Source organism: Streptomyces sp. Inha503 (genome assembly GCF_047215865.1).
GTDB classification, from domain to species: Bacteria; Actinomycetota; Actinomycetes; order Streptomycetales; family Streptomycetaceae; genus Streptomyces; species Streptomyces lycopersici.
In genome coordinates this window covers 10,240,339-10,264,295 of the sequence record NZ_CP178360.1, presented here as the reverse complement: position 1 = coordinate 10,264,295, position 23,957 = coordinate 10,240,339, and the positions used below count along the sequence as shown (strand labels likewise).

Below are 23,957 nucleotides of genomic sequence, written 5' to 3'. Positions count from 1 at the left end.
CGGCGTGGACGCGGAGGAACGCCGTCGGGAGATCCTCGACACGGCTCGCCGTGCCGGCGTCGTCGACGTCGGCAAGCTCGCCGCCGACCTCGGGGTGTCCAAGGAGACGGTCCGTCGCGACCTGCGGGTCCTTGAACAGCACGGACTGGTGCGGCGCACCCATGGCGGCGCCTACCCCGTGGAGAGCGCCGGTTTCGAGACCACCCTCGCCTTCCGCACCACCATGCACGTACCGGAGAAGTCGCGGATCGCGACCGCGGCGGCCGATCTGCTGGGCGATGCCGAGACGGTCTTCATCGACGAGGGATTCACCCCGCAGCTGATCGCGGAGGCCCTGCCCAGGGACCGGCCGCTCACCGTGATCACCGCGTCCCTCACGACCGCCACCGGCCTCGCCACCCGTGACAACACCACCGTGCTGCTCCTCGGCGGACGGGTGCGCGGGGGCACGATGGCCACCGTCGACCACTGGGCGACGCATATGCTCTCGGGCTTCGTCATCGACCTGGCGTTCATCGGCGCCAACGGCATCTCCCGCCAGTACGGCCTGACCACCCCGGACCCGGCGGTCAGCGAGGTCAAGGCGCAGGTGGTGCGGGTGTCCCGGCGGAAGATCTTCTCCGGGGTGCACACCAAATTCGGAGCCGTCAGCTTCTGCCGGTTCGCAGATGTCTCGGACTTCGAAACGATCGTGACCGACACGGGTCTACCGCTGACCGAGGCACACCGCTATTCGCTGCTGGGCCCCCAGATCGTCAGGGTCTGACGCCCTTCCCCCGCTGTTTTTCCTTCCCCACGTCCCTTCGATTGGACCCGTTATGCCAGTCCTGACTCTTCGTGCTGCCCGGATACCGGTGGTGGCCCTGACCGCGGGCGCGCTCCTGACCGGTTGCGCCGGTATGGGGGGCGGCAGCTCAGGCGACAAGACCATCCGCGTCCTGATGGTGAACAACCCGCAGATGGTGGACCTGCAAAAGCTCACCAAGAAGTATTTCACCAAGGAAACGGGCATCAGGGTCGATTTCACGTTGATGCCCGAGAACGAGGTCCGCGACAAGATCAGTCAGGACTTCGCCAATCAGGCGCGCCAGTATGACGTGGCCACCATCAGTAATTTCGAGGTGCCGTTCTACGCGAAGAACGGCTGGCTGATGCCGCTCGACGGCTACGCCGCCAAGGACAAGGCATTCGACCAGAAGGACGTCCTCCCCTCGATGCGGCAGTCGCTGACCGCCGAGGACGGCAAGCTCTACGCCGAGCCCTTCTACGGGGAGTCGTCGTTCCTGATGTACCGCAAGGACGTCCTCGCCGAGAAGCATCTGAAGATGCCCGAGCGGCCCACCTGGCAGCAGGTCGCGGACATCGCGGCCAAGGTGGACGGCTCCCGCAAGGGGATGAACGGCATCTGCCTGCGCGGACTGCCCGGCTGGGGCGAGCTGATGGCCCCGCTGACCACGGTGGTCAACACCTTCGGCGGCACCTGGTTCACCAAGGACTGGAAGGCGAAGCTGGACTCGCCGGAATTCACCAAGGCGACCAAGTTCTATGTCGACCTGGTGCGCAAGCACGGTGAGGCCGGTGCGGCCCAGTCGGGCTTCGCCGAGTGCCTGAACAACCTCACTCAGGGCAAGAGCGCCATGTGGTACGACGCCACCTCGGCCGCCGGGTCGCTGGAGGCGAGCAAGTCCCCGGTCAAGGGCAAGATCGGATATGTCCAGGCACCGGTGGTGAAGACCCAGAGCTCGGGCTGGCTCTACACCTGGGCGTGGGGTGTCCAGAAGGCCTCGCGCCACCCCGACAACGCGTGGAAGTTCATCTCCTGGGCATCCAGCAAGAAGTACGAGTCCCTGGTCGGCAAGACCTTCGGCTGGGCCAATGTGCCCGCGGGAAAGCGGTCGTCCACCTACACCACTCCGGAGTACCGGGAGACCGCCGGCAGCTTCTCCGAGGAGACCCGTAAGGCGATCCTCAGCGCCAAGCCGCGTGATCCGGGAGTGCAGCCGCGGCCGACCATCGGCATCCAGTTCGTCGACATCCCCGAATTCGCCGATCTCGGCACCAAGGTCGCCCAGGAGATCAGCGCCGCAATCGCCGGAAAGCAGTCCGTCGAGACGGCATTGAAGAATTCGCAGAAGCTGGCCGAGAAGGTCGGCGAGGAGTACCGATGAGTAATCCGACGACGGCAGTACCCGTGAGTGGCCAGCGGCCACCGAGCGCGGCCCCCGCCTCCGCGGGGCGCCCCAAGGCGACCCGGAACCGGGCCCGGGAGTGGGCCACCCGGGCACCGCTGCTGCCCGCGCTGATCTTCCTGATCGTGGTCACCCAGCTTCCGTTCGTGGCCACGCTGGTGATCTCGCTCTTCGACTGGAACTCCTTCCGGCCCGACCGCCGCGCGTTCGCGGGGCTGGAGAACTACAAGACGGTGCTCAGCGACGCGTCGCTGCGCGAGTCCATCGTCACCACCGTGCTGCTGACCGCCTCCGTGGTGATCGTCAGTGTGGTGCTGGGGCTGCTGCTTGCGCTGCTGCTGGACCGCAAGTTCCGCGGCCGGGGCGTGGTCCGCACCATGCTCATCGCACCGTTCCTGCTGGTGCCGGTGGCCTCGGCGCTGCTGTGGAAGCACGCGCTGTACAACCCCGAGTACGGCCTGTTCAACGGCGTGCTCAACTGGCTGGGCGGGCCCCAGCCGGAATGGCTCACCGATACGCCGCTGATCGCGGTGGAGGCGTCGCTGATCTGGCAGTGGACGCCGTTCATGATGCTCATCCTGCTGGCCGGGCTCCAGAGCAAGCCGCTGGACATGGTCGAGGCGGCCCGGCTGGACGGGGCCGGCAACTGGCAGATCTTCCGCTTTCTGACGCTTCCGCATCTGCGCCGCTATCTGGAGCTCGGCACCCTGCTGGGGTCCATCTACATCGTGCAGAACTTCGACGCCGTCTTCACCATGACCCGCGGTGGCCTGGACACCGCGAACCTCCCCTACACCATCTACGAAACCTTCTACAACGCCCACGAGTACGGGCTGGCATCGGCGGCCGGAGTCGTGGTGGTGATCGGCACGATCATCATCGCCACCTTCGCGCTGCGCGTGGTGTCGTCCCTCTTCCGTGAGGAGGCGTCCCGCGCATGACCGCCGTGAGCACCCCGGTGCCCATCACCTCCGTTCCGGAAGCCACCCGCCGGGCCAAGCGGCGCGGCGCCGCGCTCGGCGTGCTGGCCTGGTTCGTCGGCATCGTCTTCGTACTGCCCGTGCTGTGGATGCTGCTGACCTCGTTCCACTCCGAGGCCGACGCCGCCACCAACCCGCCGTCGCTGGCCGCCCCGCTGACCCTCGACGGGTACAAGGACTTCTTCGGTGTGGGCGGCGGGGCGAGCCCCTGGCCCGCGCTGCTCAACTCGGTGGGCACATCGATCTTCTCCACCTGCTTCGTGCTGGTGCTGGCGCTTCCGGCGGCGTTCGCGCTGTCGATCCGGCCGGTGCGCAAGTGGACGGATGTGATGTTCTTCTTCCTGTCCACGAAGATGCTGCCGGTGGTGGCCGGACTGCTGCCGGTGTTCCTGTTCGCCAGGGACATCAACTTCCTGGACAACGTCTGGCTGCTGGTCATCCTCTACACCTCGATGAACCTGCCGATCGCGGTGTGGATGATGCAGTCCTTCCTCGCCGACATCCCGGTGTCGATCATCGAGGCCGCCCAGATGGACGGGGCTCGGCTGCCCACCATCCTGTGGCGGGTCGTGGCCCCGATCGCGGGGCCGGGCATCGCCGCCACCTCGCTGATCTGCTTCATCTTCAGCTGGAACGAGATGCTCTTCGCCCAAGTGCTCACCGGTGTGGTCGCCCAGACCGCCCCGGCGTTCCTGACCACCTTCGTGACCAGCCAGGGACTGTTCCTGGCCAAGGTGTGCGCCGCGTCGATGGTCATTTCCCTGCCGGTGCTCGCCGCAGGTTTCGCCGCCCAGGACAAGCTGGTCCAGGGCCTTTCGCTAGGAGCAGTCAAATGAGGGCCGCAGTCATCGAAGCCCCCGGGAAGGTCACCGTCGCCACCGTCGCGGACCCCACCCCGGGCCCCCGTGAGGTCGTGGTGGATGTGGCGGCCTGCGGGCTGTGCGGCACCGATCTGCACATCCTCCAGGGGGAGTTCGCGCCCACGCTGCCCATCGTCCCCGGGCATGAGTTCGCCGGTGAGGTCGTCGGTCTCGGCAGCGACGTCACCGAGCTGGCGGTGGGCGACCGGGTCGCCGTGGACCCCTCCCTGCACTGCCATGAGTGCCGCTACTGCCGGATCGGCCGGGGCAATCTGTGCGACAACTGGAACGCGATCGGGGTCAGCGTCCCCGGCGGGGCCGCCGAGTTCGCGGTGGCCCCGGTGGCCAACTGCGTCAAGCTGCCCGAGCAGGTGGACGTGGCCGACGCGGCCCTGATCGAGCCGCTGTCCTGCGCGGTGCGCGGCTATGACGTGCTCAACGGCAACCTGGGCGCCGAGGTGCTCATCTACGGCTCCGGCACCATGGGGCTGATGATGCTGGAGCTGGCCAAGCGGACCGGCGCCACCAGCGTGGACATGCTCGATGTCAACTCGGAGCGGCTGTCCACCGCCACCACGCTCGGCTGCTCCCGGTCCGCCGCCTCGGCGGACGAGCTGGACCAGCCGCGGGGCTGGGACGTGGTCATCGACGCCACCGGCAACCAGGCCGCCATTCAGGACGGCCTGGGCCGGGTGGCCAAGGCCGGAACCTTCCTTCAGTTCGGTGTCTCCGACTACGCGACGCGGGCCACCATCGAGCCGTACAAGATCTACAACCAGGAGATCACCATCACCGGCTCGATGGCCGTGCTGCACAGCTATGAGCGTGCCGCCGGGCTGTTCGCGAGCGGGGTGCTGGACCCGAAGATCTTCATCAGCCACCGGATGCCGCTGGAGGAGTACCCCAAGGCGCTCGACCAGTTCAAGGCGGGAGTCGGCCGGAAGATCGTGGTCGTCCCATAACCGTGTGTGGTTGACGGCCCAAGCCCGGGGTACCAGGCTTGGGCCGTTATCGATCACGGTCGGCGGGAGGGGCGGGCACTATGGGCAAGGGCGACGCGGTGGTGGTGGGCGGGGGTTTAGCGGGCACGCTGGCGGCGGGCGCGCTTCTCGGCCACGTCGACACGGTCACCCTCGTGGAGCGCGACCGCTACCCGGACCAGCCCGCCTTCCGCAAGGGCGTGCCCCAGGGCCGCCATCTGCATGTCTTCCTCAGTGGCGGGCGGCGCGCCCTGGAGCGGCTGTTCCCCGGGCTGAACGGCGAGTTGGAGGCGGCGGGCGCGCACCGCCTGGAGGAACCGCGGGATGTGATCACCAAGGGCCCCAGCGGCTGGCGGCGCCGCTTCCACGAGGGCAGACACGCCACCACCAGCTGCACCCGGGCGCTGTTCGACGCCACCGTACGGGCGCGGGTGCTCGCCGAGGCCGAGGGGTCCGGGACCCGGGTGGAGGTGCTCCAGGGCACCGAGGCCGTCGGGCTGCTCGGCGGCGCGGACCGGGTCACCGGCATACGGGTGCGGGCGCGGGGCGCCGGGCGCGCCGAGCGGGAGCTGCCCGCCGATCTGGTCGTGGACGCCTCGGGGCGCGGCTCGCGCGCTCCCAAGTGGCTGGCGGAGCTGGGCGCTCCGGTGCCGCGCGAGGAGGTCGTCGACGCCGGGATCGGCTACTGCACCCAGGAGTTCCGGCCCGCCGAGCCGCTGGCCATGGCGATGGTCGTCCAGCCGCGCCCCGACTGTCCGCGAGGCGCGGCCTGGTGCCCGGTCGAGGGCGGTTCCTGGCTGCTGACGCTGGGCGGTGTGCGCGGTCACCATCCGCCGACCGAGAGCTCGGAGGTGCCCGGCTTCGTCAAGTCCCTGGGCGAGCCCGCGCTGTACGAGCATCTGCTGACCTGTGAGCCGGTGTCCCCGCCGTACGGCTTCCGCGACACCTCCAACCGCCGCCGCCACTACGACGCCCCGGGCGGGGTGCCCGAGGGGTTCCTCGCGGTCTCGGACGCCGCCTGCACCTTCAACCCGATCTACGGTCAGGGCATGGCGGTGGCCGCCCTCAGCGGGCTGGCCCTGCGCGGCTGCCTGGCCGAGGGGGGCCTGCGGCCCGGTTTCGCGGCCGCGGCACAGCGCGCCGTGGCACGGGCGGGCGACACCGCCTGGCTGACCGCCGTCGGCGCGGACCGCCCGTACGCCACGGACGCGGACACCACACCGCCGGGGGCGGCCGAGCGGCTGCGGAGCTGGTACTTCGGGCGGCTGGCGGGCCGGGCGGCGATCGACCCGGTGGTCGGCGCGGCGTTCCGCGATGTCACATTTCTGGCGGCGGGCCCGTCCCGGCTGCTGTCCCCTTCGGTCGCCCTGCGGACGGTGCTGCTGCCGAGGGCCCGGGGCCTGACGGAACCGCCGCTGCGGGTGGAGAGCTGACCCGGGACGGCGTCCGGGAGGGTGCGCTCAGCCGGTCGCGTCGCGCAGATGCGCGGCCGCCGCCTGCTCCAGGTGGGCCAGATCGCTGCTGACCGTGGCGAAGGTGAAGCCCTGGGCCAGGCGCCCCGCGGCGGTGGCCCCGTCAGGGCAGTGGATACCGGCGGCGATGCCCGCGGTCCGTGCCTCCTCGGCGACCTTCGCCAGCGCCGCCTCGAACTTCTCCGCCACCGAGGTGTCCGTCGAAGTGCGGCCGCCGAGCGCGATGGTGAGGTCGGAGGGGCCGATGTAGACGCCGTCAAGCCCGTCGGTGGCGCAGATCTCCGCGGTGTTGGCCAGCCCCTGGGCCGTCTCGATCATGACGACGCAGGCCACTTGCCGGTTGGACTCGGCCGGGGCGGGGCCGACGCGCAGACCCGAGCGCATCGGACCGTAGGAGCGCACCCCGAGCGGGGGGTAGCGGCAGTAACTCACCGCGGCGGCCGCCTCCTCGGCGGTGTTGACCAGGGGGACGATCACCCCGCGGGCGCCGGCGTCGAGGGCCTGGCCGATCCAGAAGCCGTCGTTGCCCGGGACGCGCACCATACCGGCGGCGGTGCCACGGGCGTCGATGGCGGTCATCGCGCCGAGGGTGCCCTTGTAGTCGAGGAGGCCGTGCTGGGCGTCTACGCAGATGTAGTCGTAGCCGAGCCCGGCCAGGCGCTCGGTGCCGACGGGATTGTCGAGGACGACCCAGTAGCCGATGATCCGCCTGCGGGCGCGCAGCCGGTCCGCGAAGTCGGCGGGGGAAGTGTTCATGCTGTCGGCTTCTCTCCTTCGGCGAGTTGTGTTCGGCGAGTTGCGGCCTCTTCGCTCCATGCGCGTTGTGAGCGGCACGCTCGCATGATTGCACGTAACACGCAAGAGTCCCCCGGCATTCGCGGAGAGACAGCGCGAAATGCGCAGACTGATAAGGTTGCTCAGGGCTGCGCAGAGTCGCGCAGAGTTACGGAAGGATGGGGGCCGCGATGCGTCAGGAGGTCGGGGCGGAGGAGCGCAGGCGGCTGCGCGCCGGGGACCGCCGGGAACTGATCGCCCGGATGATCCAGACCGATGGCACGGTCGTCGTGGAGGAGCTGGCCCGCTCGCTGGAGGTGACGCCCTCCACCATCCGCCGGGATCTCGCGCTCCTCACCGAACAGGGCACCATCGCCCGCACCTACGGCGGCGCGATGAGCGCGGGTCACACCGCCGAGCCCACCCTGGGGCAACGCAGCGGACTGGCGGTCGCCGAGAAGGACCGCATAGGACGCTGGGCGGCCGCGCGGATCGTACCGGGCGACACCGTCATCCTCGACGCCGGCACCACCACCGGACGGCTCGCCCACCATCTGCGCGCCCGCGGCGATCTGACCGTGATCACCTGCGGGCTCACCGCGCTGCGCGAACTGGCCGAGGCGGACGGCATAGAGCTGATCACCCTCGCCGGGACCCTGCGCCATGTCAGCCAGGGCTTCGTCGGGCCGCTCGCCGAGCTGACCCTGTCCCGGCTGACCGCCGACAAGGTGTTCCTCGGCGCCGACGGGCTGGACGCGCGGCTGGGGATCTGCGAGGCGAGCCTCCAGCAGACCTCGCTCAAGGAGATGATGGCCGACCGCGGCAAGGAGGTGTACGTCCTGGCCGACAGCAGCAAGCTGGGCCAGTCCCCGTTCACCGCCTGGGCCCCGCTGGACCGGCCGTGGACGCTGGTCACCGACAGCGGCGCCACCGATGACCAGCTCGGCCCGTTCCGGGCGCTGCCCGACACCGAAGTGATCACCGTCTGACGGCACACCACCACGGCGACGGGGTGAGCGGGCCGGGAGCCTGGCTCCCGGCCCGCTCGGGTCAGTCCCGGTACATCCGCGGCGTCGCGGCGGCCGTCGCGCCCGCGCCCACGAGGCCGAAGCTGTCCTCGACCTCGGCCTTCTCGGCGGCGTTCGGGTTGGGGTTGGTGCAGGAGACCCCGGCGGTGGAGCCGGACATCAGGCTCGAGCACGGCCCCGGCTTCATGTCCGGCAGACCGAGGATATGGCCGAGCTCGTGCGAGGAGATCCGCACCGTGTTGTAGCCCTCGTCGACGGCCTCACGGCCGAAGTAGATCGTGCCGCTGCCCAGACCGGTCGAGAGGGTGCGGGGCCAGCCGTTGTCCGCGATGATGCGGACGTTGGCCCGCTGCCCGGACGTGGCCGGTTTCAGCTGGACGTTGACCACGCTCTCGTTCCAGATCGCCGCGCCCTTGGCCACGGCGTCCTTGAACTCGGCGGCCCCGCTGGCGTCGTACGTCACCGTCCGCGCGGCGGCGGTGTGCTCCGCCGGGGCGGCGGGGGCGGGGGCGGCCACGGCCTGCCCGGCCGTCAGGGCGAGCACCGCTGTCACCGCGGCGGGTAAGGCGCGTACGAACTTGCTGGATCTCACGATCGGCCTCCTCGTGGGGGAAGGACGGACGGAGCAAGTGGGCATGAGCATGGCATGTCGCCGTCTCATCGGCCACTGTGCCCACCCACCTTCTCCTATCCGGCCGGTTGTCCACAGGCGGTCACCGCGAGTACCTCCCGGCACCCTAGAATCGCCGGATGGCTCTCCCCGACACCGACCCCGGCACCGACCCCGGCACCGGCCCCGACATGAGCGACGCGCCCGGCCCCGAGACGAGCGAGGCGCTCGGCGTTCTGCACCGCGTCTTCGGCTACGACTCGTTCCGGGGAGGGCAGCAGGAGATCATCGACCATGTGGTGGCCGGTGGTGACGCGCTCGTCCTCATGCCGACCGGCGGTGGCAAATCGCTGTGCTACCAGATCCCGGCGCTGGTGCGGAAGGGCGTCGGCGTCGTCGTCTCCCCCCTGATCGCACTGATGCAGGACCAGGTCGACGCGCTGCGGAACCTCGGAGTGCGGGCCGGGTTCCTCAACTCCACCCAGGACCTGGACGAGCGGCGGCTGGTCGAGGCCGAGTTCCTCGCGGGCGAGCTGGATCTGCTCTATCTCGCCCCGGAGCGGCTGCGGGTCGAGCACACGCTGCGGCTGCTGGACCGGGGCCAGGTCTCGCTGTTCGCCATCGACGAGGCGCACTGTGTGGCGCAGTGGGGGCACGATTTCCGGCCCGACTATCTGGCCCTGTCCGAGCTGCACGAGCGCTGGCCCACCGTGCCGAGGATCGCGCTGACCGCGACCGCCACCGAGGCCACCCACACCGAGATCGCGTCCCGGCTGAAGCTCCAGGACGCGCTGCACTTCGTGGCCAGCTTCGACCGGCCGAACATCCAGTACCGGATCGCCCCCAAGAACGAGCCGAAGAAGCAGTTGCTGGAGCTGTTGCGCACCGAGCACCCGGGCGAGGCGGGGATCGTGTACTGCCTGTCCCGCTCCTCGGTGGAGAAGACGGCCGAGTTCCTGGTGGCCCAGGGCATCGACGCGGTGCCGTACCACGCGGGGCTGGACGCGCGGACCCGCGCCGAGCACCAGGCGCGCTTCCTGCGCGAGGACGGTCTGGTCGTGGTGGCCACGATCGCGTTCGGCATGGGCATCGACAAGCCCGATGTGCGGTTCGTGGCCCATCTGGACCTGCCCAAGTCCGTGGAGGGCTACTACCAGGAGACGGGCCGGGCCGGACGCGATGGACAGCCCTCCACCGCATGGCTGGCGTACGGGCTCCAGGACGTGGTCCAGCAGCGGAAGATGATCGACACCTCCGAGGGCGACGACACCCATCGGCGCCGCCTCGGCGCCCATCTCGACGCGATGCTGGCGCTGTGCGAGACGGTGGAGTGCCGCCGGGTGGGGCTGCTGGCGTACTTCGGCCAGCGGTCCACCCCCTGCGGCAACTGCGACACCTGCCTCACGCCCCCGGAGTCCTGGGACGGCACCATCCCCGCGCAGAAGCTGCTGTCCACGGTGGTGCGGCTCAAGCGGGAGCGCAACCAGAAGTTCGGCGCGGGGCAGATCATCGACATCCTGCTCGGCAAGAAGACGGCCAAGGTCATCCAGTTCGACCATGACGCGCTGTCGGTGTTCGGCATCGGGACCGAGCTGCGCGAGGCCGAATGGCGCGGGGTGGTACGGCAGTTGCTGGCCCAGGGGGTGCTCGGCGTCGAGGGGGACTACGGCACGCTGGTGCTCACCGACGCGAGCGCGGAGGTGCTGAACCGGCGGCGCGAGGTCAGGCTGCGGCGCGAGCCGGAGAAGGCGTCGCGCACCGCGAAGGCGAAGACGGGGGCCTCGGGGAAGGCCAAGAAGGCCCCGGTGGATCTGCCGGAGGAGGCCGTGCCGGTCTTCGAGCGGCTGCGCGCGTGGCGGGCGGCGACCGCGAAGGAGCAGGGCGTCCCCGCGTATGTGGTCTTCCACGACGCCACCCTGCGCGAGATCGCGACCCGTGCCCCGGCCACGCTCGAGGAGCTCGGCACGGTGAGCGGGGTCGGCGAGAACAAGCTGGTGAAGTACGGGCAGGGGATTCTGGACACCCTGGCGTCCTGACCGCTCCAACCTACTGACGGTACGTCAAACCCCCGCTTCCGCAAGCCGGGAGCGGGGGTTTGGCAGGTCTGGAGCACAGGGGTTACCGATGAGTGTTACCTGAGGTAACGTCAGGGCCCGTGACCCATGGTCCGTGGCCGCCGGGGACTGGGGTGCTCCGGCGGCCACTCACCCTCGCGCCGTTCCTCATGCCGTACGAGGCGGTTCCTACAGCTCTCCTACAGCTCCTTGATGCGGATGTCGCGGTACGAGATCACATCATCGGTGCTGTGGACCTGGAGACCGATGTACCCGGAGTCGTACCGACGGCCGTCCGTGCCGGGGTCGTCCGAGCGCGGCGGGGTGAACTCCTGGCCACCGGTGTTGTCGAACTCATTGAGCAGCACACCGTTGCGGTAGATCGAGAAGTGCTGACCGACCACCCGGATCTCATAGTCGTTCCAGCTGCCCTTGGGGGTGACCCCCGCCCCGGCCAGCCCGACCCGGTCGAAACCGTAGATCGATCCGGTCTTGTACATATCGCCGTCCGGGCGGTCGAGGATCTGCACCTCGTGCCCGTACTTGATGGCGACCCACTCCGGGCGGGACTCCTCGGGGTGGTCATGGACGTACGGGAAGCGCACGAAGACACCTCCGTTGGCATTGCCCGTCCCGGGTGCGTCATCGCGGAACTGGAGCTTCAGCGAGAAGTCGTCGTAGGTCCGCTGCGGGAACCACAGCATGCCCATGCCCTCGACCGAGGTGTCGCTGGTCATGCTGCCGTCGTCATTGAGACCGAAGGCCCCGCCGCCCACGTGCTGCCACTTGTCGAAGGACTTCTTGGTGCCGTCGAACAGCGGGCGGTAGCCCTCGTCCTGACCGGGCTTGCCGATCCCGGACCGCTTGGCCGCCTTGTTGATCGCCCGGTACTCGCGCTGGTCGATGACGCCGTCGGCGAGCAGCTTGTCGGTGACGGCGGTGACGTGCTTGAGGAACAGGGCGTGTGAGGACCAGTCCTTCTCGTCCTCGATCAGCTCATTGATGGTGCAGCGGCTGCGGGTGATGCGGTTGGGAACCCCGGTGTCCACCGTGCCGACGATCACCGTGAGGCGCTCGTCCCACTCCGGACACGCGGGTGCGGGCACCCCGCCGCCCTCGGCCACGGTGAAGGCGATCGCCTGCGCCTCGGAGGTGTTGCCCGCCTTGTCGGTGGCGCGGTACGCCACGGTGTGACGGCCCACCCGGTCCACCACCACGGGGGTGGTGTAGGCGAGATACGGGCCGCTGTCCAGGGAGTACTCGACCTTCTCCACCCCGGAGTCGTCGTCCGCGGCGGTGAGCGTGACCTTGGCGCTGCCCACATAGGCGCCGTCGGAGTTCTTCGTGCCGTCGACCTGCGCGGAGGTCGACGGGGGGATGGTGTCCTCGGCCGGCGGGACCACCACCGTGAAGTCCACCGACTTCACCTCCGACACGTTCCCCGCCTTGTCCACCGCCCGGAAGCGCACCGTGTGCGCGCCCGCGTCATGGACCATCACCGGACCGGTGTAGGGCTGGAACTCCCCCTGGCCCAGGGCGTAGTCGATCCGGTTGACCCCGGAGCCGGTGTCGGAGGCGGTGACGGTCACGGTGGCCATGCCGATGTACGCGCCGGACGGGTCCTTCTCGCCGGAGACGGTGGCGGAGGTCTCCGGAGGTGTGGAGTCGTCCGTCGGCGGCGAAACCACCGTGAAGTCCACCGACTTCACCTCCGACACGTTCCCCGCCTTGTCCACCGCCCGGTAGCGGATGGTGTGCTGCCCGACCTGGTGGACCATCACCGGGGCGGTGTACGGCTGGAACGCCCCGTCGCCCTCGGCGAACTCGATCCGGTCCACACCGGAGCCCTCGTCGGTGGCGGACACGCTGACGGTGGCCATCCCGATGTACGCGCCGTCCGTGTTCTTCTCGCCCTCGACCTTCGCCGTGGCCTCGGGCGCGGTGGTGTCCTCGCCCCCGCCGCCGTCGGTGACCACCAGGATCCCCTGCATCTGGCCGTGGCCGGGGATGGTGCAGTGGTAGCGGTAGCGGCCGGGGCTGAGGGTGACCTCGGCGGTGTGCTTGCCGCCGCTGTCGTCCGAGGGGTTGGCGAGGATGTTCAGCGGGACGTCGTTGTTGTACTCGGGGTCGGAGACATCGAAGGTCAGGGTGTGCGGCATCCCCATGGTGTTGCCGGTGGCCGTGCTGTTCTCGAAGACGATGGTGGTCTTTCCGGCGACCGCGGTGGTGGGCGCCGAGGCGTACTTGGTGATGTCGTCACCCGCGGTCCAGGTGAGGGTCTGCTGGGCGGCCTGCCGGGTGTCGTCCTGGCCGTAGGCCACCGACGCCGTCGCCGAGCTCAGCCCGAGGACCATGAGCAGCGCGGCGAGCAGTGGCAGCCAGGGTCTGATGGGTTTGGGGCGCCTTCGTTTCACGGTCACTCCGCCTTCCTGGCCAGATCCTGGGCGAGCGGAGTGGGCTCGCCGCCGTTGTACGTGATGTGCCACAGCGCCGACTTGGAGTCGGAGGTGAAGAAGCCGCGCCCGTAGTCGAGGACGTAGAGCGAGCCGTCCGGGGCGAACTTCCAGTCCATGAGGTTGCGGATGCCGTCCGCGCCCACCGGGATGATCTTCTTGAGGGATTCGGCGTGCACCGGCAGCCCGCCCTTGCCGACGGTCTTGGGGTCGGTCAGCACGGCGTGGCGCGGCTGGTCGGCGTCGTAGAAGTCGCCGACGAACCATTTGCCGTCCCAGTACTGGGGCCATTTGGCGGTGCTGTCACTGGTCGCGTCGTACCGGTAGACCGGGCCGTTCATGGTTGCCTGGCCGCCGCCCTTGAGCCATGGCAGCAGGTACTTGGCCTCCGACGTCTTGTAGCTGGGGATGCCGTTCGCGTCCCGCGGATAGTCGGGGGCGCCGCCCTGGGGCGAGTACCAGATGGTGTTCCCGGTGATGGGCGGCAGGTTCACCAGACCGTCGTTGTTGGGCGACTCGTTCTTGGGGTGATCGCAGTCGTACCAGCCCAGGGGCTTGCTCGGATCGGGCAGATTGCGGTCCCGGTAGGGCTGCTTGTTGCCCATGCAGAACGGCCAGCCGTGGTTACCCGCCTTGGTGATGGCGGCGAAGGTGTCGTACTTGGCCGGGCCCCAGGTGGTGCTGGGCTCGCCCGCGTCCGGGCCGACCCAGCCCGCGTAGAGGATGTCGGTCTTCTGGTCCACGAAGATCCGGGCCGGGTTGCGCACCCCCATCACATAGATCTCGCCGCGTGTCTTGCCACCGCCCTCGTCGGGCTCCTTGCCGGTGAAGAGATTGCCCTCGGGGAGGGTGTAGGTGCCGTCGTCCTCGGGGTGGATCCGCAGGATCTTGCCGTTGAGGTTGTGGGTGTTGCCCGCGGTGCGGCGGGCGTCGGCGAAGGAGACGCCCTTGTAGTTCGGCTGTGGGTTGTTGCCCGAGTAGCCGTCGCTGAACTGGGAGGAGTTGTTGTCCCCGGTGGCGATGTAGAGGTTGCCCTTGGAGTCCCAGCTCATCCCGCCGCCCGCGTGGCAGCAGCTGTGGATCTGGACCGGCCAGGAGAGCAGGACCTTCTCCGAGCCCAGGTCCAGCTTGTTGGTCTTCAGGTCCAGGGTGAACCGGGAGACGCGGCGCTCGGCCATCTGGGTGTCCCGGTTGATCCGGGAGTGCGGGGTGTAGTGCAGATACACCCAGCCGTTGGTGAGGAAGTCCGGGTCCAGCTCGATGCCGAGCAGCCCCTCCTCGACCTTGATCAGCTCATCGCCGCCGCCCTTGTTGCCGAAGACGGTCAGGGCGCCCGCGAGCGTCACCTTGCCGGTGGCCGGGTCGTAGACATGGATCTGTCCCTGGCCCTTGCCGATGTCCGGGTCGTTCCAGTCGGTGACCACGGGCGCGCTGTTGTCGCCGCCGCCCCGGCCGATGTACAGCACCCGGCCGTCCTTGGCGACGACGAGGCCGTGCGGCTCGCCGATCTGGTCGGACTGGCCCGGCTGATTGGGCTTGGTGACGCGCTCGGCCTTGTAGTTCGCGTTGATGGTGGCCTTGCAGTCGGCGCGGGAGAGCCGGGTGGTCCACAGCAGCGCGCCGCGCAGATGGGCGCGGAAGTCGGTCTCCTGGAAGGTGGACACCGTGCCGCCCATGCCGGTGTAGAAGGAGCGGCCGCCGTCGTAGTCACGGCACCAGGAGACCGGGTGGTCCGCGCCGTTGGCGCCGGCGCCCGGCTGGTAGCTGGACTCGCGGACCCGGGCCACGGTGTGCACGGTGCCGGAGGGGTTGGCCTTCCAGTTGGTCCAGGTGTCGGTGCGCTTCCACTCCAGCGGCAGCTCCTTGGTGGCCGGGTGGACGCGGTCGCCGACCTCCACCACGGCCCGCTGGGCGGTGGCCGGGCTGGTGGCGGCCGGGCGGGCGCCGATCAACCCGCTGTACCAGTCGGAGTACGGCTCGTTGCGGGCCGCGTCATGGATGCCGAGGAAGCCGCCGCCCGCCTCCATGTACGCCTCGAGCCCCGCCTCCTGCTCGGAGTCGAGCACATCGCCGGAACCGGTCAGGAAGACCACGGCGTTGTACTTGCCGAGCCGGGGCTTGGTGAAGACCGAGGCGTCGGCGGTGGCGTCGACGGTGAACCGGGTCGCCGCGGGGCCCTGGTTGCCGATCCGCTCGATGGCCTCGATGCCCGCGTTCACCGTGGCCGGCTCGTCCCCGGCCGAACCGTGGAACACCAGGACCCGGACGTTGTCACCGCCGGGCGGCGACGGCAGCGTGAGTGGCGCACGATCCTCGGGCCGGGCGCTGGCGGGGGTCCCGCCGAGCAGGGTCGCGGTGAGGGCGCCGAAGAGCAGTGCCGCCACCCCCGCGCGTCTCCTTCGCAGCCGACCGACTGTCAGTCCTCTCCTTTTTGAGGGCATTTGGTACGGTATGTCCCGCATTGGTCACCCATCCCTCCCACGTACCGATAACACCGCTGAAGGAAGCTAGACGGCTTTTCGCAAGTCGCCAATAGCTATGACCGCAACTCAACGAACTTTGTCCTGAGTGTGGATGAACGGGCATCCCCCGGCTACCGTGAAAGCACCCCGGGGCATCTGCGCATCGTCAACGGCAGGGGATCCACAGCGATTTGGGAGAACGATGAGCGACGCACCCGGCTTCACCACCAGACGCGGTCTCAGCAGACGGCTCTTCACCGGCGGCGCGGCCGCCGCGGCCGTCGGACCGCTGGCCCTCACCTCCCCCGCCGCCGCGAAGGCGCCGAAGGCCCCGTCCGGCGGGGTCAAGACGGCGGCCGCGGGCGGTACGGTCCGCCATCTCAAGCTCTACGCGGAGAAGCTGCCGGACGGATCGATGGGGTACGGGCTCGAGAAGGGCAAGGCCAGCATCCCCGGTCCGCTGATCGAGCTGACCGAGGGCGACACCCTGCACATCGAGTTCGAGAACACCATGGACGTCACGGCCAGCCTCCATGTGCACGGGCTGGACTACGACGTCGCCAGCGACGGCACCCAGCTCAACCGCAGCGCCGTGGAGCCGGGCTCCACCCGCACCTACACCTGGCGCACCCACGCCCCGGGCAAGCGCGCCGACGGCACCTGGCGGCCGGGCAGCGCGGGCTACTGGCACTACCACGACCACGCGGTGGGCACTCCGCACGGCACCGGCGGCCTCCGGAAGGGGCTGTACGGGCCGGTGGTGGTGCGGCGGGCGGGCGACATCCTGCCGGACAAGCAGTTCACGATCGTCTTCAACGACATGACGATCAACAACAAGGCGGGGCATGACGCCCCCGAGTTCCGCGCCACGGTGGGCGACCGCGTCGAGATCATCATGATCACCCACGGCGAGTACTACCACACCTTCCATATGCACGGGCACCGGTGGGCGGACAACCGCACCGGACTGCTGGAGGGCCCGGACGATGTGAGCCGGGTCATCGACAACAAGATCACCGGGCCCGCCGACTCCTTCGGCTTCCAGGTGATCGCCGGGGAGAACGTCGGCGCGGGCGCCTGGATGTACCACTGCCACGTCCAGAGCCACTCCGACATGGGCATGGCCGGGCTGTTCCTGGTCGCCAAGGCCGATGGCACCATCCCCGGCTACGACCCGCACCGGCTGTCGGCGCACCGCCCGGGGTAGCCGCCGGAGCGACACGACGGGGCGGGCCGCCGGGCCCGCCCCGTCGCCTTGTCGCCGCCCTCCCCCGTCAGGCGGTGTGCAGCCGCAGGCCGTACACCGAAAGGATCTCGTTGACCGGCTGGTACCAGGTCTCGCCGCCGCTGGAGCAGTTGCCCCAGCCGCCCGAGGTCACGCCCTGGGCCTGGTCGCCGCTGATGAACGAGCCGCCGGAGTCGCCGCCCTCGGCGCACACGCTGGTCTTGGTCATCTGGTACACCGCGCCCTGGCTGTAGTTCACCGTCTCGTTCTTGGCCAGGACCGTGCCGCAGTGCCAGTGGGTGGTGGAGCCGGACCGGCAGATGGAGGCGCCGATCGGGGCCTCGGCGGAGCCGCGGACCAGCTGGTCGGGGACGGTGCCCCAGCCGAGCACCACCGGCACGGTCCACCAGCCGCTGCCGACGCTGACGTAGGCGTAGTCGTTGCCGGGGAAGGAGGAGCCCTGGAAGTTGCCGATGTACGAGCCGTCCCAGCCGCTGACGGAGCCCCCCGCCTGACCGCAGTGCCCGGCCGTGACGAAGCCGCCCTGGACCGAGAAGCCTATGGAGCAGCGGACGTTGCCGGTGTAGTACGGGTCGCCGCCGACCGTGCCCGCGGCGAAGGTCGTCGGCGCCTGGGCGGGGGCCTTCTCGACGGTGACCGGGACGGAGGCCGAGCGCTTCGCCTCGCGGAGGAACGCGCGCACGGCGGCGTCGCCTTCGCTCCCCTGCCGGACCCGGACCACGACGGCGCCCGCGCGGGGGTCGGTGCTCCAGCTGCTCACCCCGGCCGGGGCGGCCTGCTTCCGGGCCTTCTCATCGAGGCGCGCCTTGGCCGCGTCGAGCGCGTCGGCGCTGTGCTCGACGATCCGGGTGGTGGCGCCCGTGGCTCGTACCGACGCGGCCCGCTCGGCGCTGGTGACGCCGACGACCAGCTTCCCGCTGCCCGTGTCGAACCACGAGCCGCCGTAGGAGGCGCCCGCGGCGCGCTTGGCCTTGGGCTCCAGCCGCATGGCGGCGGCCTCCTGGCCCAGCCGTTCCCGCGCCTGATCCGCGGTCAGGCCGAGGTCCCGGCCGAGCGCGCGGACGAGGGTGGCGGACGGCGCCGACGCGGCGGCCGGCTTCGCCGCGGGGGCGTCGGCGCCGGATGCCGCGGCGGCGGTCGAGAAGGCCCCGCCGGCGCCCGAGAGGGCGCCGAGGACGAGGAGTGCGGACAGTCCGGCACGGACAACGGGCTTCCGTCTCATGGAAGTTCCCCTTCTGCTCAGCAGGTGAGAGCGCTTTCACGTGTCGATCGCGCAGAGCCTAGCGAGCCACCGGGGAAAGTCCAGACCAAAGCCGTGATCGGTCACGGTCGGGCAGGAGGTCGGGCAGGGGGCCGCCGCGGGCTCAAGTGGCTTCGTCCGGATTCCAGTTGAGAAGCCGGACCTGGGCGACCGTGCGGACATGGCGGCGCATGGCCGCGGCGGCGGCCTTGGGGCGGCGCTCGGCGATGGCGTCCAGGATGCGCTGGTGCTGGGCGAGCGAGCGCCTGGGGCGGCCCGGTTGGCGCAGCGACTCCTCGCGGCTCTCGGCGATCTGGTCGGCGATCGAGCGCATGAACTCGGCGAGCAGCGGGCTGTGCGCGGCGGCGGTGACGGCGGCGTGGAAGCGGCGGTCGCCCTCGACTCCGTGGCGGTCGGACTCGATCTCGTCCTCCATCCAGTGCAGGGCCTGCTGGAGGGCGATGAGATCGTCGTCGGTGCGGCGCTCGGCGGCGAGTTCGGCCAGCTTGGTCTCCAACGCCTCGCGGGCGTCGAGCACATCGGGCAGCCGGCGGCGGCGCTCCACCAGCCGCTCGACGGACTCGGTGTCGAGGCTGTCGCGCAGCAGGCACATCCCGCCGCCCTGGCGCACCTCGACGAGCCCCTGCACCTCGAGGACGACGATGGCCTGTTTGACGGAGGCGCGGCTGATGCCGAGGCGCTGGGCCAGCTCGCGCTCGGTGGGCAGCCGGTCGCCCGCCTTCAGGCCGCCCTCCTCGACGTAGGCGCGCAGCCTCTCCAGCACCTGCTCGTACAGGCGCTGACGGTTCATCGGGCGCAGCGCGTCCTCGGCCATACGGGCTCCCCCCATCGCGGTTTGTGATGGCCCCGATTCGCAGCGTAGCACCGGGTGGCCGGGCGGTGTGATGGTTGTGTGGTCCGGTGGAGCATTGGTCAATTGGCTGAGCCAATCTGCCACCGATGTCTTGACGGCCGAACCGCCCGGCCCGCAACGTGAGTCAGCCAGCAGGCCACTTGGCCCGACCGTCCCCGGTCCGCCGACCGGGTCCCCGTGACGGGAGCGCTCGATGTCCGACGAATTGATCTCGATACTCGTGCTGGTGGTGGTCTTCGTCATCGCCACCACCCGGTCGATCAACATGGGCGCCCTGTCCTTCGCCGCCGCCTTCGGCGTGGGCGAGCTGGTCGCCGACTTCAGCGCGGACCACATCTTCGCCGGGTTCCCTGGCGATCTGTTCGTGGTGCTGGTGGGGGTGACGTATCTGTTCGCCCTCGCCCGGGCCAACGGCACCACTGACTGGCTGGTGCACGCCTCGATCCGGCTCGTGGGCGGGCGGGTCGCGCTGATCCCGTGGGTGATGTTCGCGATCAGCGGGGCGCTGACCGCGATCGGCGCGGTGAGCCCGGCGGCGGTGGCGATCGTCGCCCCGCTCGCGCTCTCCTTCGCCGCCCGGTACCAGATCAGCCCACTGCTGATGGGTGCCATGGTGGTGCACGGTTCCCAGGGCGGCGGCTTCTCCCCGATCAGCATCTACGGATCGATCGTCAACGGCATCGTGGACCGGGAGAAGCTCCCCGGCAACGAGATCACGCTGTTCCTCACGAGCCTGGTGGTCAACCTGATCATCGCCGCCGTCGTCTTCGTCGTCTGCGGCGGGCTGAAGCTCCCCAGGACCGCCGTCGCCGCCGATGAGAAGCGGGAAGATGAGAAGCGGGAAGACGGGTCGGAGGGGGCACCGGCCGATGCGGAGGGCCGTCTCACCCCGGCCCGTATCGCCACGCTGGCCGCGCTGGTGGCGCTGGTGGTCGCGGTGCTCGCCTTCGATCTGGACGCCGGGCTCACCGCGATCAGCCTCGCCGTGGCCCTGAGCGTCTTCTGGCCGGACCACGGCAAGAAGGCGGTGAACGAGGTCACCTGGCCCACCGTGCTGCTGATCTGCGGTGTGCTCACCTATGTCGGGGTGCTGGACGAGATGGGCACCATCGACTACGCGGGCAAGGCGGTCAGCGACATCGGGATTCCGTTGCTCGCCGCCCTGCTGCTCTGCTACATCGGCGCGATCGTCTCCGCCTTCGCCTCCTCGGTGGGCATCATGGGCGCGCTGATCCCGCTCGCCGTTCCCTTCCTCGCCCAGGGCGACATCGGGGCGGTGGGGATGATCGCGGCCCTCGCGGTGTCGGCGACCGTCGTCGACGTCAGCCCCTTCTCCACCAACGGGGCGCTGGTGCTGGCCAACGCGCCGGATGTGGACCGGGACCGGTTCTTCCGGCAGCTGATGATCTACGGCGGGATCATGGTGGTGGCGGTGCCGCCGGTCGTCTGGCTGGCGATGGTGGTCCCCGGCCTCGGCTGAGCGGACCGACGGGCAACCGGCCGGGCGGAAAGGCGAGTTCAGCCCGGTGGCAGCGGAACCCAGTGGGACTCGCCCGGGGCCACGGTCAGCGAACGGTCGGCGAGCCGCACCTCGATCGGGCGCTCCTCCGAGTCCGGCACGCTGATCCACAGCCGCCCGGACCGCACCCGCAGGGCGACGCCCCAGTGGCCGCGATAGCGCATCGAGAACCGGTACTCCGACAACCCTGGCAGCCCGGACGGCTCGGGCAGCGGCACCGGGTCCAGCCACAGGGCGTCCTCGCGGGTCTCAAGACCGGTCAGCCCGCGCTGCACCAGATCGAGGGTGCCGCCCATGGCCCCGAGGTGGATGCCCTCGCCGGTGGTGCCGCCCTGGACGTCCGCCACATCGCCGAGCAGCGCCTCCTGGCAGTACCGCCATGCCTCGGTCCGGCGCGCCCGCACCAGCACCCAGCCGTGCACCAGCTCGCTGAGGGTCGAACCGTGGCTGGTCCGGGCCAGGTAATACTCCACCGTGGCCCGCCAGATGTCGTCGTCCAGGGCGTAGCCAAGCCGCCGGAAGAGGCCCGCCAGCTCGGCGGGGCCGAAGAGATAGCCGAGCATCAGCGCGTCGGCCTGCTTGGAGACCTGGTAGCGGTTGACGGAGTCGCCCTCGAACTCCAGGATCCGGTCCATCCGGCGGATGTCGTGGTAGCGGGCGCGGTAGCCGTCCCAGTCGAGCTCGGCCAGCTCCCCGTAGCCGTCGAACTGGCTGATGACGCCCTGGTGGAAGGGGACCAGCAGCCGCCGTGAGACGTCCTCCCAGCGCTCCGGCTCCGCGCGGTCCAGGCCCACCCGCTCGAACAGTTCGCGGCGGCGCGGCTCGGGCAGGGTGCGGGCGAGCTCCAGGGCCCGGTCGAGCACCCAGGCGGCGGTGACGTTGGTGTACGCGTTGTCGTCGATCCCGGGACGGTCGGCGCCGGGGTAGCCGTCGTGGTACTCGTCGGGCCCGACCACCCCGCGGATGCGGTACCGCCCCCGCTCCGGATCGAGAACGGCCGTGTCCGCCCAGAAGCGGGCGATCTGCAACAGCATCTCCGCGCCCTTGGTGTGCAGGAACTCGGTGTCGCCGCTCGCCTGGCAGTACTGCCACACGTTGTACGCCACCGCCGAGCCCACATGGTGCTGGAGCCGGGAGTTGTCCGGCAGCCAGCGCCCGGAGCGCGGGTTCAGATGCAGGGTCTGGGTCTCCTCGCGTCCGTCGCTGCCGCTCTGCCAGGGGTACATCGCCCCGGCCCGCCCGGCGTCCGCGGCGGCGCGGCACGCCTGGGGCAGCCGCCGGTGGCGGTAGTGCAGCAGGGCCCGGGACACCTCGGGGAAGTGGAGGTTCAGATACGGCAGCACGAACAGCTCGTCCCAGAAGACATGGCCGCGGTACGCCTCGCCGTGCAGGCCCCGGGCGGGGACGCCCACGTCCAGCTCCGCGGTGTGCGGGGAGAGCGTCTGGAGGATGTGGAACAGGTGCAGCCGCAGGATGCGGCCCGGCTCGCCGGAGACCTCCAACGCCGCCTCGCGCCACAGGTGTTCCCATGCGGTGCGGTGGGAGGCGAGCAGCTTCCCGAACTCCGGCGCCCGGGCCACGCCGTCGAGGGCGGTCTGGACCGGATCGCTGATCGCGGGGTCCTTGGAGGTGTACAGCGCCACGGTCTTCTCGACGGTGGCGGGGGCGTCCGGCGCGAGCGGCACGGCCAGGGTGCGCATCGCCGCGCCGTGGGTGAGCCGCTGCCCGGTGCCGGTGGGCGTTCCGCCGCGTACGGCCAGGGTGCGCGCGGCCATGGCCACGCGCACCTCGGAGCTGGTGGTGCGGCAGCTCAGCCATACGGTGTCGGGGCCCGCGGCACCGGTGCGGTGGTCGACGAGATGGCGGCCGGCCAGCGCGTCGTAGCGGGCCACACCGGTGTTGGCCACGGCACCGTCGAGCCCCGACTCCAGCTCGACGGTGCCGGACCAGCCCTCGGCCCGGAAGGTGGTGCGCAGGGCCGCCAGATGCGGATCCCCCATGTGGACGAGGCGCTGCTGCTCGACGTGGAGCACCCGGCCGTGGCCGTGGGTGAACCGCAGCCGCCGCGTGAGGGTGCCGTGCCGGAGGTCGAGGGTCTGCCGGTAGCCGGTGAGCTCGTCCCCGTCGGGGGTGAGCCAGCCGCCGGGGCCCGCGGACCGGTCCGGGTCGCGGACGCGGTAGCGCAGCGGCAGCCAGTTCGGCAGGTTGACCATGTCCTCGTTCTCGACCTGGCGCCCGCCGACCACCGAGGTCAGCCGGTTGTAGCAGCCGGCCACATAGGTGCCCGGGTAGTGGGTGTCATCGGCGGCCGTCTCGGGGGCCGCGCCCCGGGTGGCGACATAGCCGTTGCCGAGCGCGCACAGCGACTCCCGCAACCGCTCCTCGCCGGGCTCGTAGCCCTCGTACTCCCACACCCAGTCCGACACGGCCGCTCACCGGCTCTCCTCCTCGACACCCCCATTGTGGTCCGGGCCGGAGGGCTTCACCGGCTGCGCCGCGCCCCCGCGCGGCGCGCGGCTCAGCAGTTCGTGTAGTCGACCCGGCTGTTGTTGTACGAGCAGGTGTCGACCGTGGAGCCGCCGGTCTTGCGGAGGGTGGCCCTGTCGCGGTCGTTGTTCCAGACGTACGCCCGGCGGTCCTGGTACTTGGTGGCCGAGGTGTCGGAGCCGGAGCCGGTCCGGACGGTCACCGTCTTGCCCGCGCCGAGGGTGTAGCCGGGGAAGGTGTACTTGTGGTTGCTCGAGTCGACGAGCACCCAGCCCTTGAGGCTGACCCCGCGCGAGGTGGAGTTCTTGATCTGGACGTACTCGCCGTTGAGGCTGGAGTTGCTCCGGTTGTCCGTGCCGGGCGAGTCGTAGTAGATCTTGGAAAGGTGTACGGAGCCTGCGGCCCCGGCGGGTGTGGCCGGGTACAGCAGGGCGATCGCGCAGCCGGCGGCGAGCGCCGCGCCGATGCGGGCGGTGTGTGCGGACATGAGTCCCCCCTTGCGTTGGTGCGTGGTGAAGCAGCGGTTGGCGCCTGTGTCATATCCCCGGCTCCAACGCAGGACGGACGGGCGGCCGCGCCCGAAGATGGTTTGGAGTCAGCGAGCTGACTCCTTCGGTGCGGCCGTCCGTCCGTCTTCCCCCCACCTGTGTGGAGGACCAGAGTGGACCATGGCCGGAAGGCGGCGGCAGGGCTGCGCGGCCCCTGCTCCAGGGCCGAACGGCCCTAGCG

General features: G+C 70.3%; 18 protein-coding genes. 10 read left to right on the top strand and 8 right to left on the bottom strand.

The features are described from left to right. Positions 1–4: 4 nt before the first annotated feature. The 6 genes from ACJX2R_RS43125 (at position 5) to ACJX2R_RS43100 (ending at position 6,442) form a co-directional block, all read left to right on the top strand. A complete protein-coding gene (locus ACJX2R_RS43125; protein WP_020866433.1) occupies positions 5–766 on the top strand; it encodes a DeoR/GlpR family DNA-binding transcription regulator in 762 nt (253 codons plus the stop codon). A 52-nt stretch (positions 767–818) separates the two neighbouring features. After that, positions 819–2,168 carry an ABC transporter substrate-binding protein gene (locus tag ACJX2R_RS43120; protein ID WP_413104509.1) on the top strand — a complete coding sequence of 450 codons (1,350 nt, stop codon included), beginning with the start codon at positions 819–821 and terminating at the stop codon, positions 2,166–2,168. After that, positions 2,165–3,130: a carbohydrate ABC transporter permease gene (locus tag ACJX2R_RS43115; protein WP_413104508.1), complete on the top strand. Its 966-nt coding sequence runs from the start codon at positions 2,165–2,167 to the stop codon at positions 3,128–3,130. The genes ACJX2R_RS43120 and ACJX2R_RS43115 overlap by 4 nt, the downstream gene beginning before the upstream one ends. Next, positions 3,127–4,005, top strand: a complete 879-nt coding sequence (locus tag ACJX2R_RS43110; protein ID WP_413104507.1) for a carbohydrate ABC transporter permease — start codon at positions 3,127–3,129, stop codon at positions 4,003–4,005. Before ACJX2R_RS43115 ends, ACJX2R_RS43110 begins: the two co-directional genes overlap by 4 nt. Next, a complete protein-coding gene (locus ACJX2R_RS43105; protein ID WP_262701236.1) occupies positions 4,002–4,991 on the top strand; it encodes a zinc-dependent alcohol dehydrogenase family protein in 990 nt (329 codons plus the stop codon). Before ACJX2R_RS43110 ends, ACJX2R_RS43105 begins: the two co-directional genes overlap by 4 nt. An 80-nt stretch (positions 4,992–5,071) precedes the next feature. After that, on the top strand, positions 5,072–6,442 hold the full coding sequence (locus tag ACJX2R_RS43100; RefSeq protein ID WP_413104506.1) for an NAD(P)/FAD-dependent oxidoreductase: 1,371 nt from the start codon (positions 5,072–5,074) through the stop codon (positions 6,440–6,442). Between the two features lie 27 nt (positions 6,443–6,469). Here the strand turns inward: ACJX2R_RS43100 and ACJX2R_RS43095 are convergent, their stop codons facing one another. Further along, complete coding sequence (locus tag ACJX2R_RS43095) at positions 6,470–7,237, bottom strand: HpcH/HpaI aldolase family protein (RefSeq protein WP_262701238.1); 768 nt, start codon at positions 7,235–7,237, stop codon at positions 6,470–6,472. Between the two features lie 209 nt (positions 7,238–7,446). Here ACJX2R_RS43095 and ACJX2R_RS43090 point away from each other — a divergent pair, with 209 nt between their 5' ends. Further along, entirely contained in the window at positions 7,447–8,244 is a 798-nt protein-coding gene (locus tag ACJX2R_RS43090; RefSeq protein WP_262701239.1) for a DeoR/GlpR family DNA-binding transcription regulator, read from the top strand. Positions 8,245–8,305: 61 nt separating this feature from the next. On the opposite strand, the gene ACJX2R_RS43085 is transcribed toward ACJX2R_RS43090, so the two are convergent. After that, complete coding sequence (locus ACJX2R_RS43085; RefSeq protein WP_413104505.1) at positions 8,306–8,875, bottom strand: snapalysin family zinc-dependent metalloprotease; 570 nt, start codon at positions 8,873–8,875, stop codon at positions 8,306–8,308. A 209-nt stretch (positions 8,876–9,084) separates the two neighbouring features. Here ACJX2R_RS43085 and recQ point away from each other — a divergent pair, with 209 nt between their 5' ends. After that, positions 9,085–10,929 carry a DNA helicase RecQ gene (gene recQ, locus ACJX2R_RS43080; RefSeq protein WP_413106100.1) on the top strand — a complete coding sequence of 615 codons (1,845 nt, stop codon included), beginning with the start codon at positions 9,085–9,087 and terminating at the stop codon, positions 10,927–10,929. A 218-nt stretch (positions 10,930–11,147) separates the two neighbouring features. Here recQ and ACJX2R_RS43075 read toward each other — a convergent pair whose 3' ends face one another. Next, positions 11,148–13,301 carry an OmpL47-type beta-barrel domain-containing protein gene (locus ACJX2R_RS43075; RefSeq protein WP_413106099.1) on the bottom strand — a complete coding sequence of 718 codons (2,154 nt, stop codon included), beginning with the start codon at positions 13,299–13,301 and terminating at the stop codon, positions 11,148–11,150. 62 nt (positions 13,302–13,363) lie between these two features. Then, positions 13,364–15,841, bottom strand: a complete 2,478-nt coding sequence (locus ACJX2R_RS43070; RefSeq protein ID WP_413104504.1) for a ThuA domain-containing protein — start codon at positions 15,839–15,841, stop codon at positions 13,364–13,366. Positions 15,842–16,064: 223 nt separating this feature from the next. Between ACJX2R_RS43070 and ACJX2R_RS43065 the strand changes: the two genes are divergently transcribed. After that, complete coding sequence (locus ACJX2R_RS43065) at positions 16,065–17,069, top strand: multicopper oxidase domain-containing protein (protein ID WP_413104503.1); 1,005 nt, start codon at positions 16,065–16,067, stop codon at positions 17,067–17,069. 67 nt (positions 17,070–17,136) lie between these two features. On the opposite strand, the gene ACJX2R_RS43060 is transcribed toward ACJX2R_RS43065, so the two are convergent. Beyond that, positions 17,137–18,330: a S1 family peptidase gene (locus tag ACJX2R_RS43060; RefSeq protein ID WP_413104502.1), complete on the bottom strand. Its 1,194-nt coding sequence runs from the start codon at positions 18,328–18,330 to the stop codon at positions 17,137–17,139. Positions 18,331–18,472: 142 nt separating this feature from the next. Next, positions 18,473–19,183, bottom strand: a complete 711-nt coding sequence (locus ACJX2R_RS43055; protein WP_413104501.1) for a FadR/GntR family transcriptional regulator — start codon at positions 19,181–19,183, stop codon at positions 18,473–18,475. A gap of 232 nt (positions 19,184–19,415) precedes the next feature. Between ACJX2R_RS43055 and ACJX2R_RS43050 the strand changes: the two genes are divergently transcribed. Continuing rightward, positions 19,416–20,702 (top strand): SLC13 family permease, encoded by a 1,287-nt coding sequence (locus tag ACJX2R_RS43050; protein ID WP_413104500.1) that lies wholly within the window; start codon positions 19,416–19,418, stop codon positions 20,700–20,702. 38 nt (positions 20,703–20,740) lie between these two features. On the opposite strand, the gene ACJX2R_RS43045 is transcribed toward ACJX2R_RS43050, so the two are convergent. Continuing rightward, a complete protein-coding gene (locus tag ACJX2R_RS43045; RefSeq protein ID WP_413104499.1) occupies positions 20,741–23,167 on the bottom strand; it encodes a glycoside hydrolase family 65 protein in 2,427 nt (808 codons plus the stop codon). A 92-nt stretch (positions 23,168–23,259) separates the two neighbouring features. After that, positions 23,260–23,715, bottom strand: coding sequence for a lamin tail domain-containing protein (locus tag ACJX2R_RS43040; protein ID WP_413104498.1), 456 nt, complete (start codon positions 23,713–23,715; stop codon positions 23,260–23,262). Positions 23,716–23,957: the final 242 nt, after the last annotated feature.

Coding starts and splice junctions, on each gene's coding strand:
- ACJX2R_RS43120 (WP_413104509.1), top strand. CDS start 819: ATGCCAGTCCTGACTCTTCGTGCTGCCCGGATACCGGTGGTGGCCCTG.
- ACJX2R_RS43115 (WP_413104508.1), top strand. CDS start 2,165: ATGAGTAATCCGACGACGGCAGTACCCGTGAGTGGCCAGCGGCCACCG.
- ACJX2R_RS43110 (WP_413104507.1), top strand. CDS start 3,127: ATGACCGCCGTGAGCACCCCGGTGCCCATCACCTCCGTTCCGGAAGCC.
- ACJX2R_RS43105 (WP_262701236.1), top strand. CDS start 4,002: ATGAGGGCCGCAGTCATCGAAGCCCCCGGGAAGGTCACCGTCGCCACC.
- ACJX2R_RS43100 (WP_413104506.1), top strand. CDS start 5,072: ATGGGCAAGGGCGACGCGGTGGTGGTGGGCGGGGGTTTAGCGGGCACG.
- ACJX2R_RS43095 (WP_262701238.1), bottom strand. CDS start 7,237: ATGAACACTTCCCCCGCCGACTTCGCGGACCGGCTGCGCGCCCGCAGG.
- ACJX2R_RS43090 (WP_262701239.1), top strand. CDS start 7,447: ATGCGTCAGGAGGTCGGGGCGGAGGAGCGCAGGCGGCTGCGCGCCGGG.
- recQ (WP_413106100.1), top strand. CDS start 9,085: ATGAGCGACGCGCCCGGCCCCGAGACGAGCGAGGCGCTCGGCGTTCTG.
- ACJX2R_RS43075 (WP_413106099.1), bottom strand. CDS start 13,301: ATGGTCCTCGGGCTGAGCTCGGCGACGGCGTCGGTGGCCTACGGCCAG.
- ACJX2R_RS43070 (WP_413104504.1), bottom strand. CDS start 15,841: ATGCCCTCAAAAAGGAGAGGACTGACAGTCGGTCGGCTGCGAAGGAGA.
- ACJX2R_RS43065 (WP_413104503.1), top strand. CDS start 16,065: ATGAGCGACGCACCCGGCTTCACCACCAGACGCGGTCTCAGCAGACGG.
- ACJX2R_RS43060 (WP_413104502.1), bottom strand. CDS start 18,330: ATGAGACGGAAGCCCGTTGTCCGTGCCGGACTGTCCGCACTCCTCGTC.
- ACJX2R_RS43055 (WP_413104501.1), bottom strand. CDS start 19,183: ATGGCCGAGGACGCGCTGCGCCCGATGAACCGTCAGCGCCTGTACGAG.
- ACJX2R_RS43050 (WP_413104500.1), top strand. CDS start 19,416: ATGTCCGACGAATTGATCTCGATACTCGTGCTGGTGGTGGTCTTCGTC.
- ACJX2R_RS43040 (WP_413104498.1), bottom strand. CDS start 23,715: ATGTCCGCACACACCGCCCGCATCGGCGCGGCGCTCGCCGCCGGCTGC.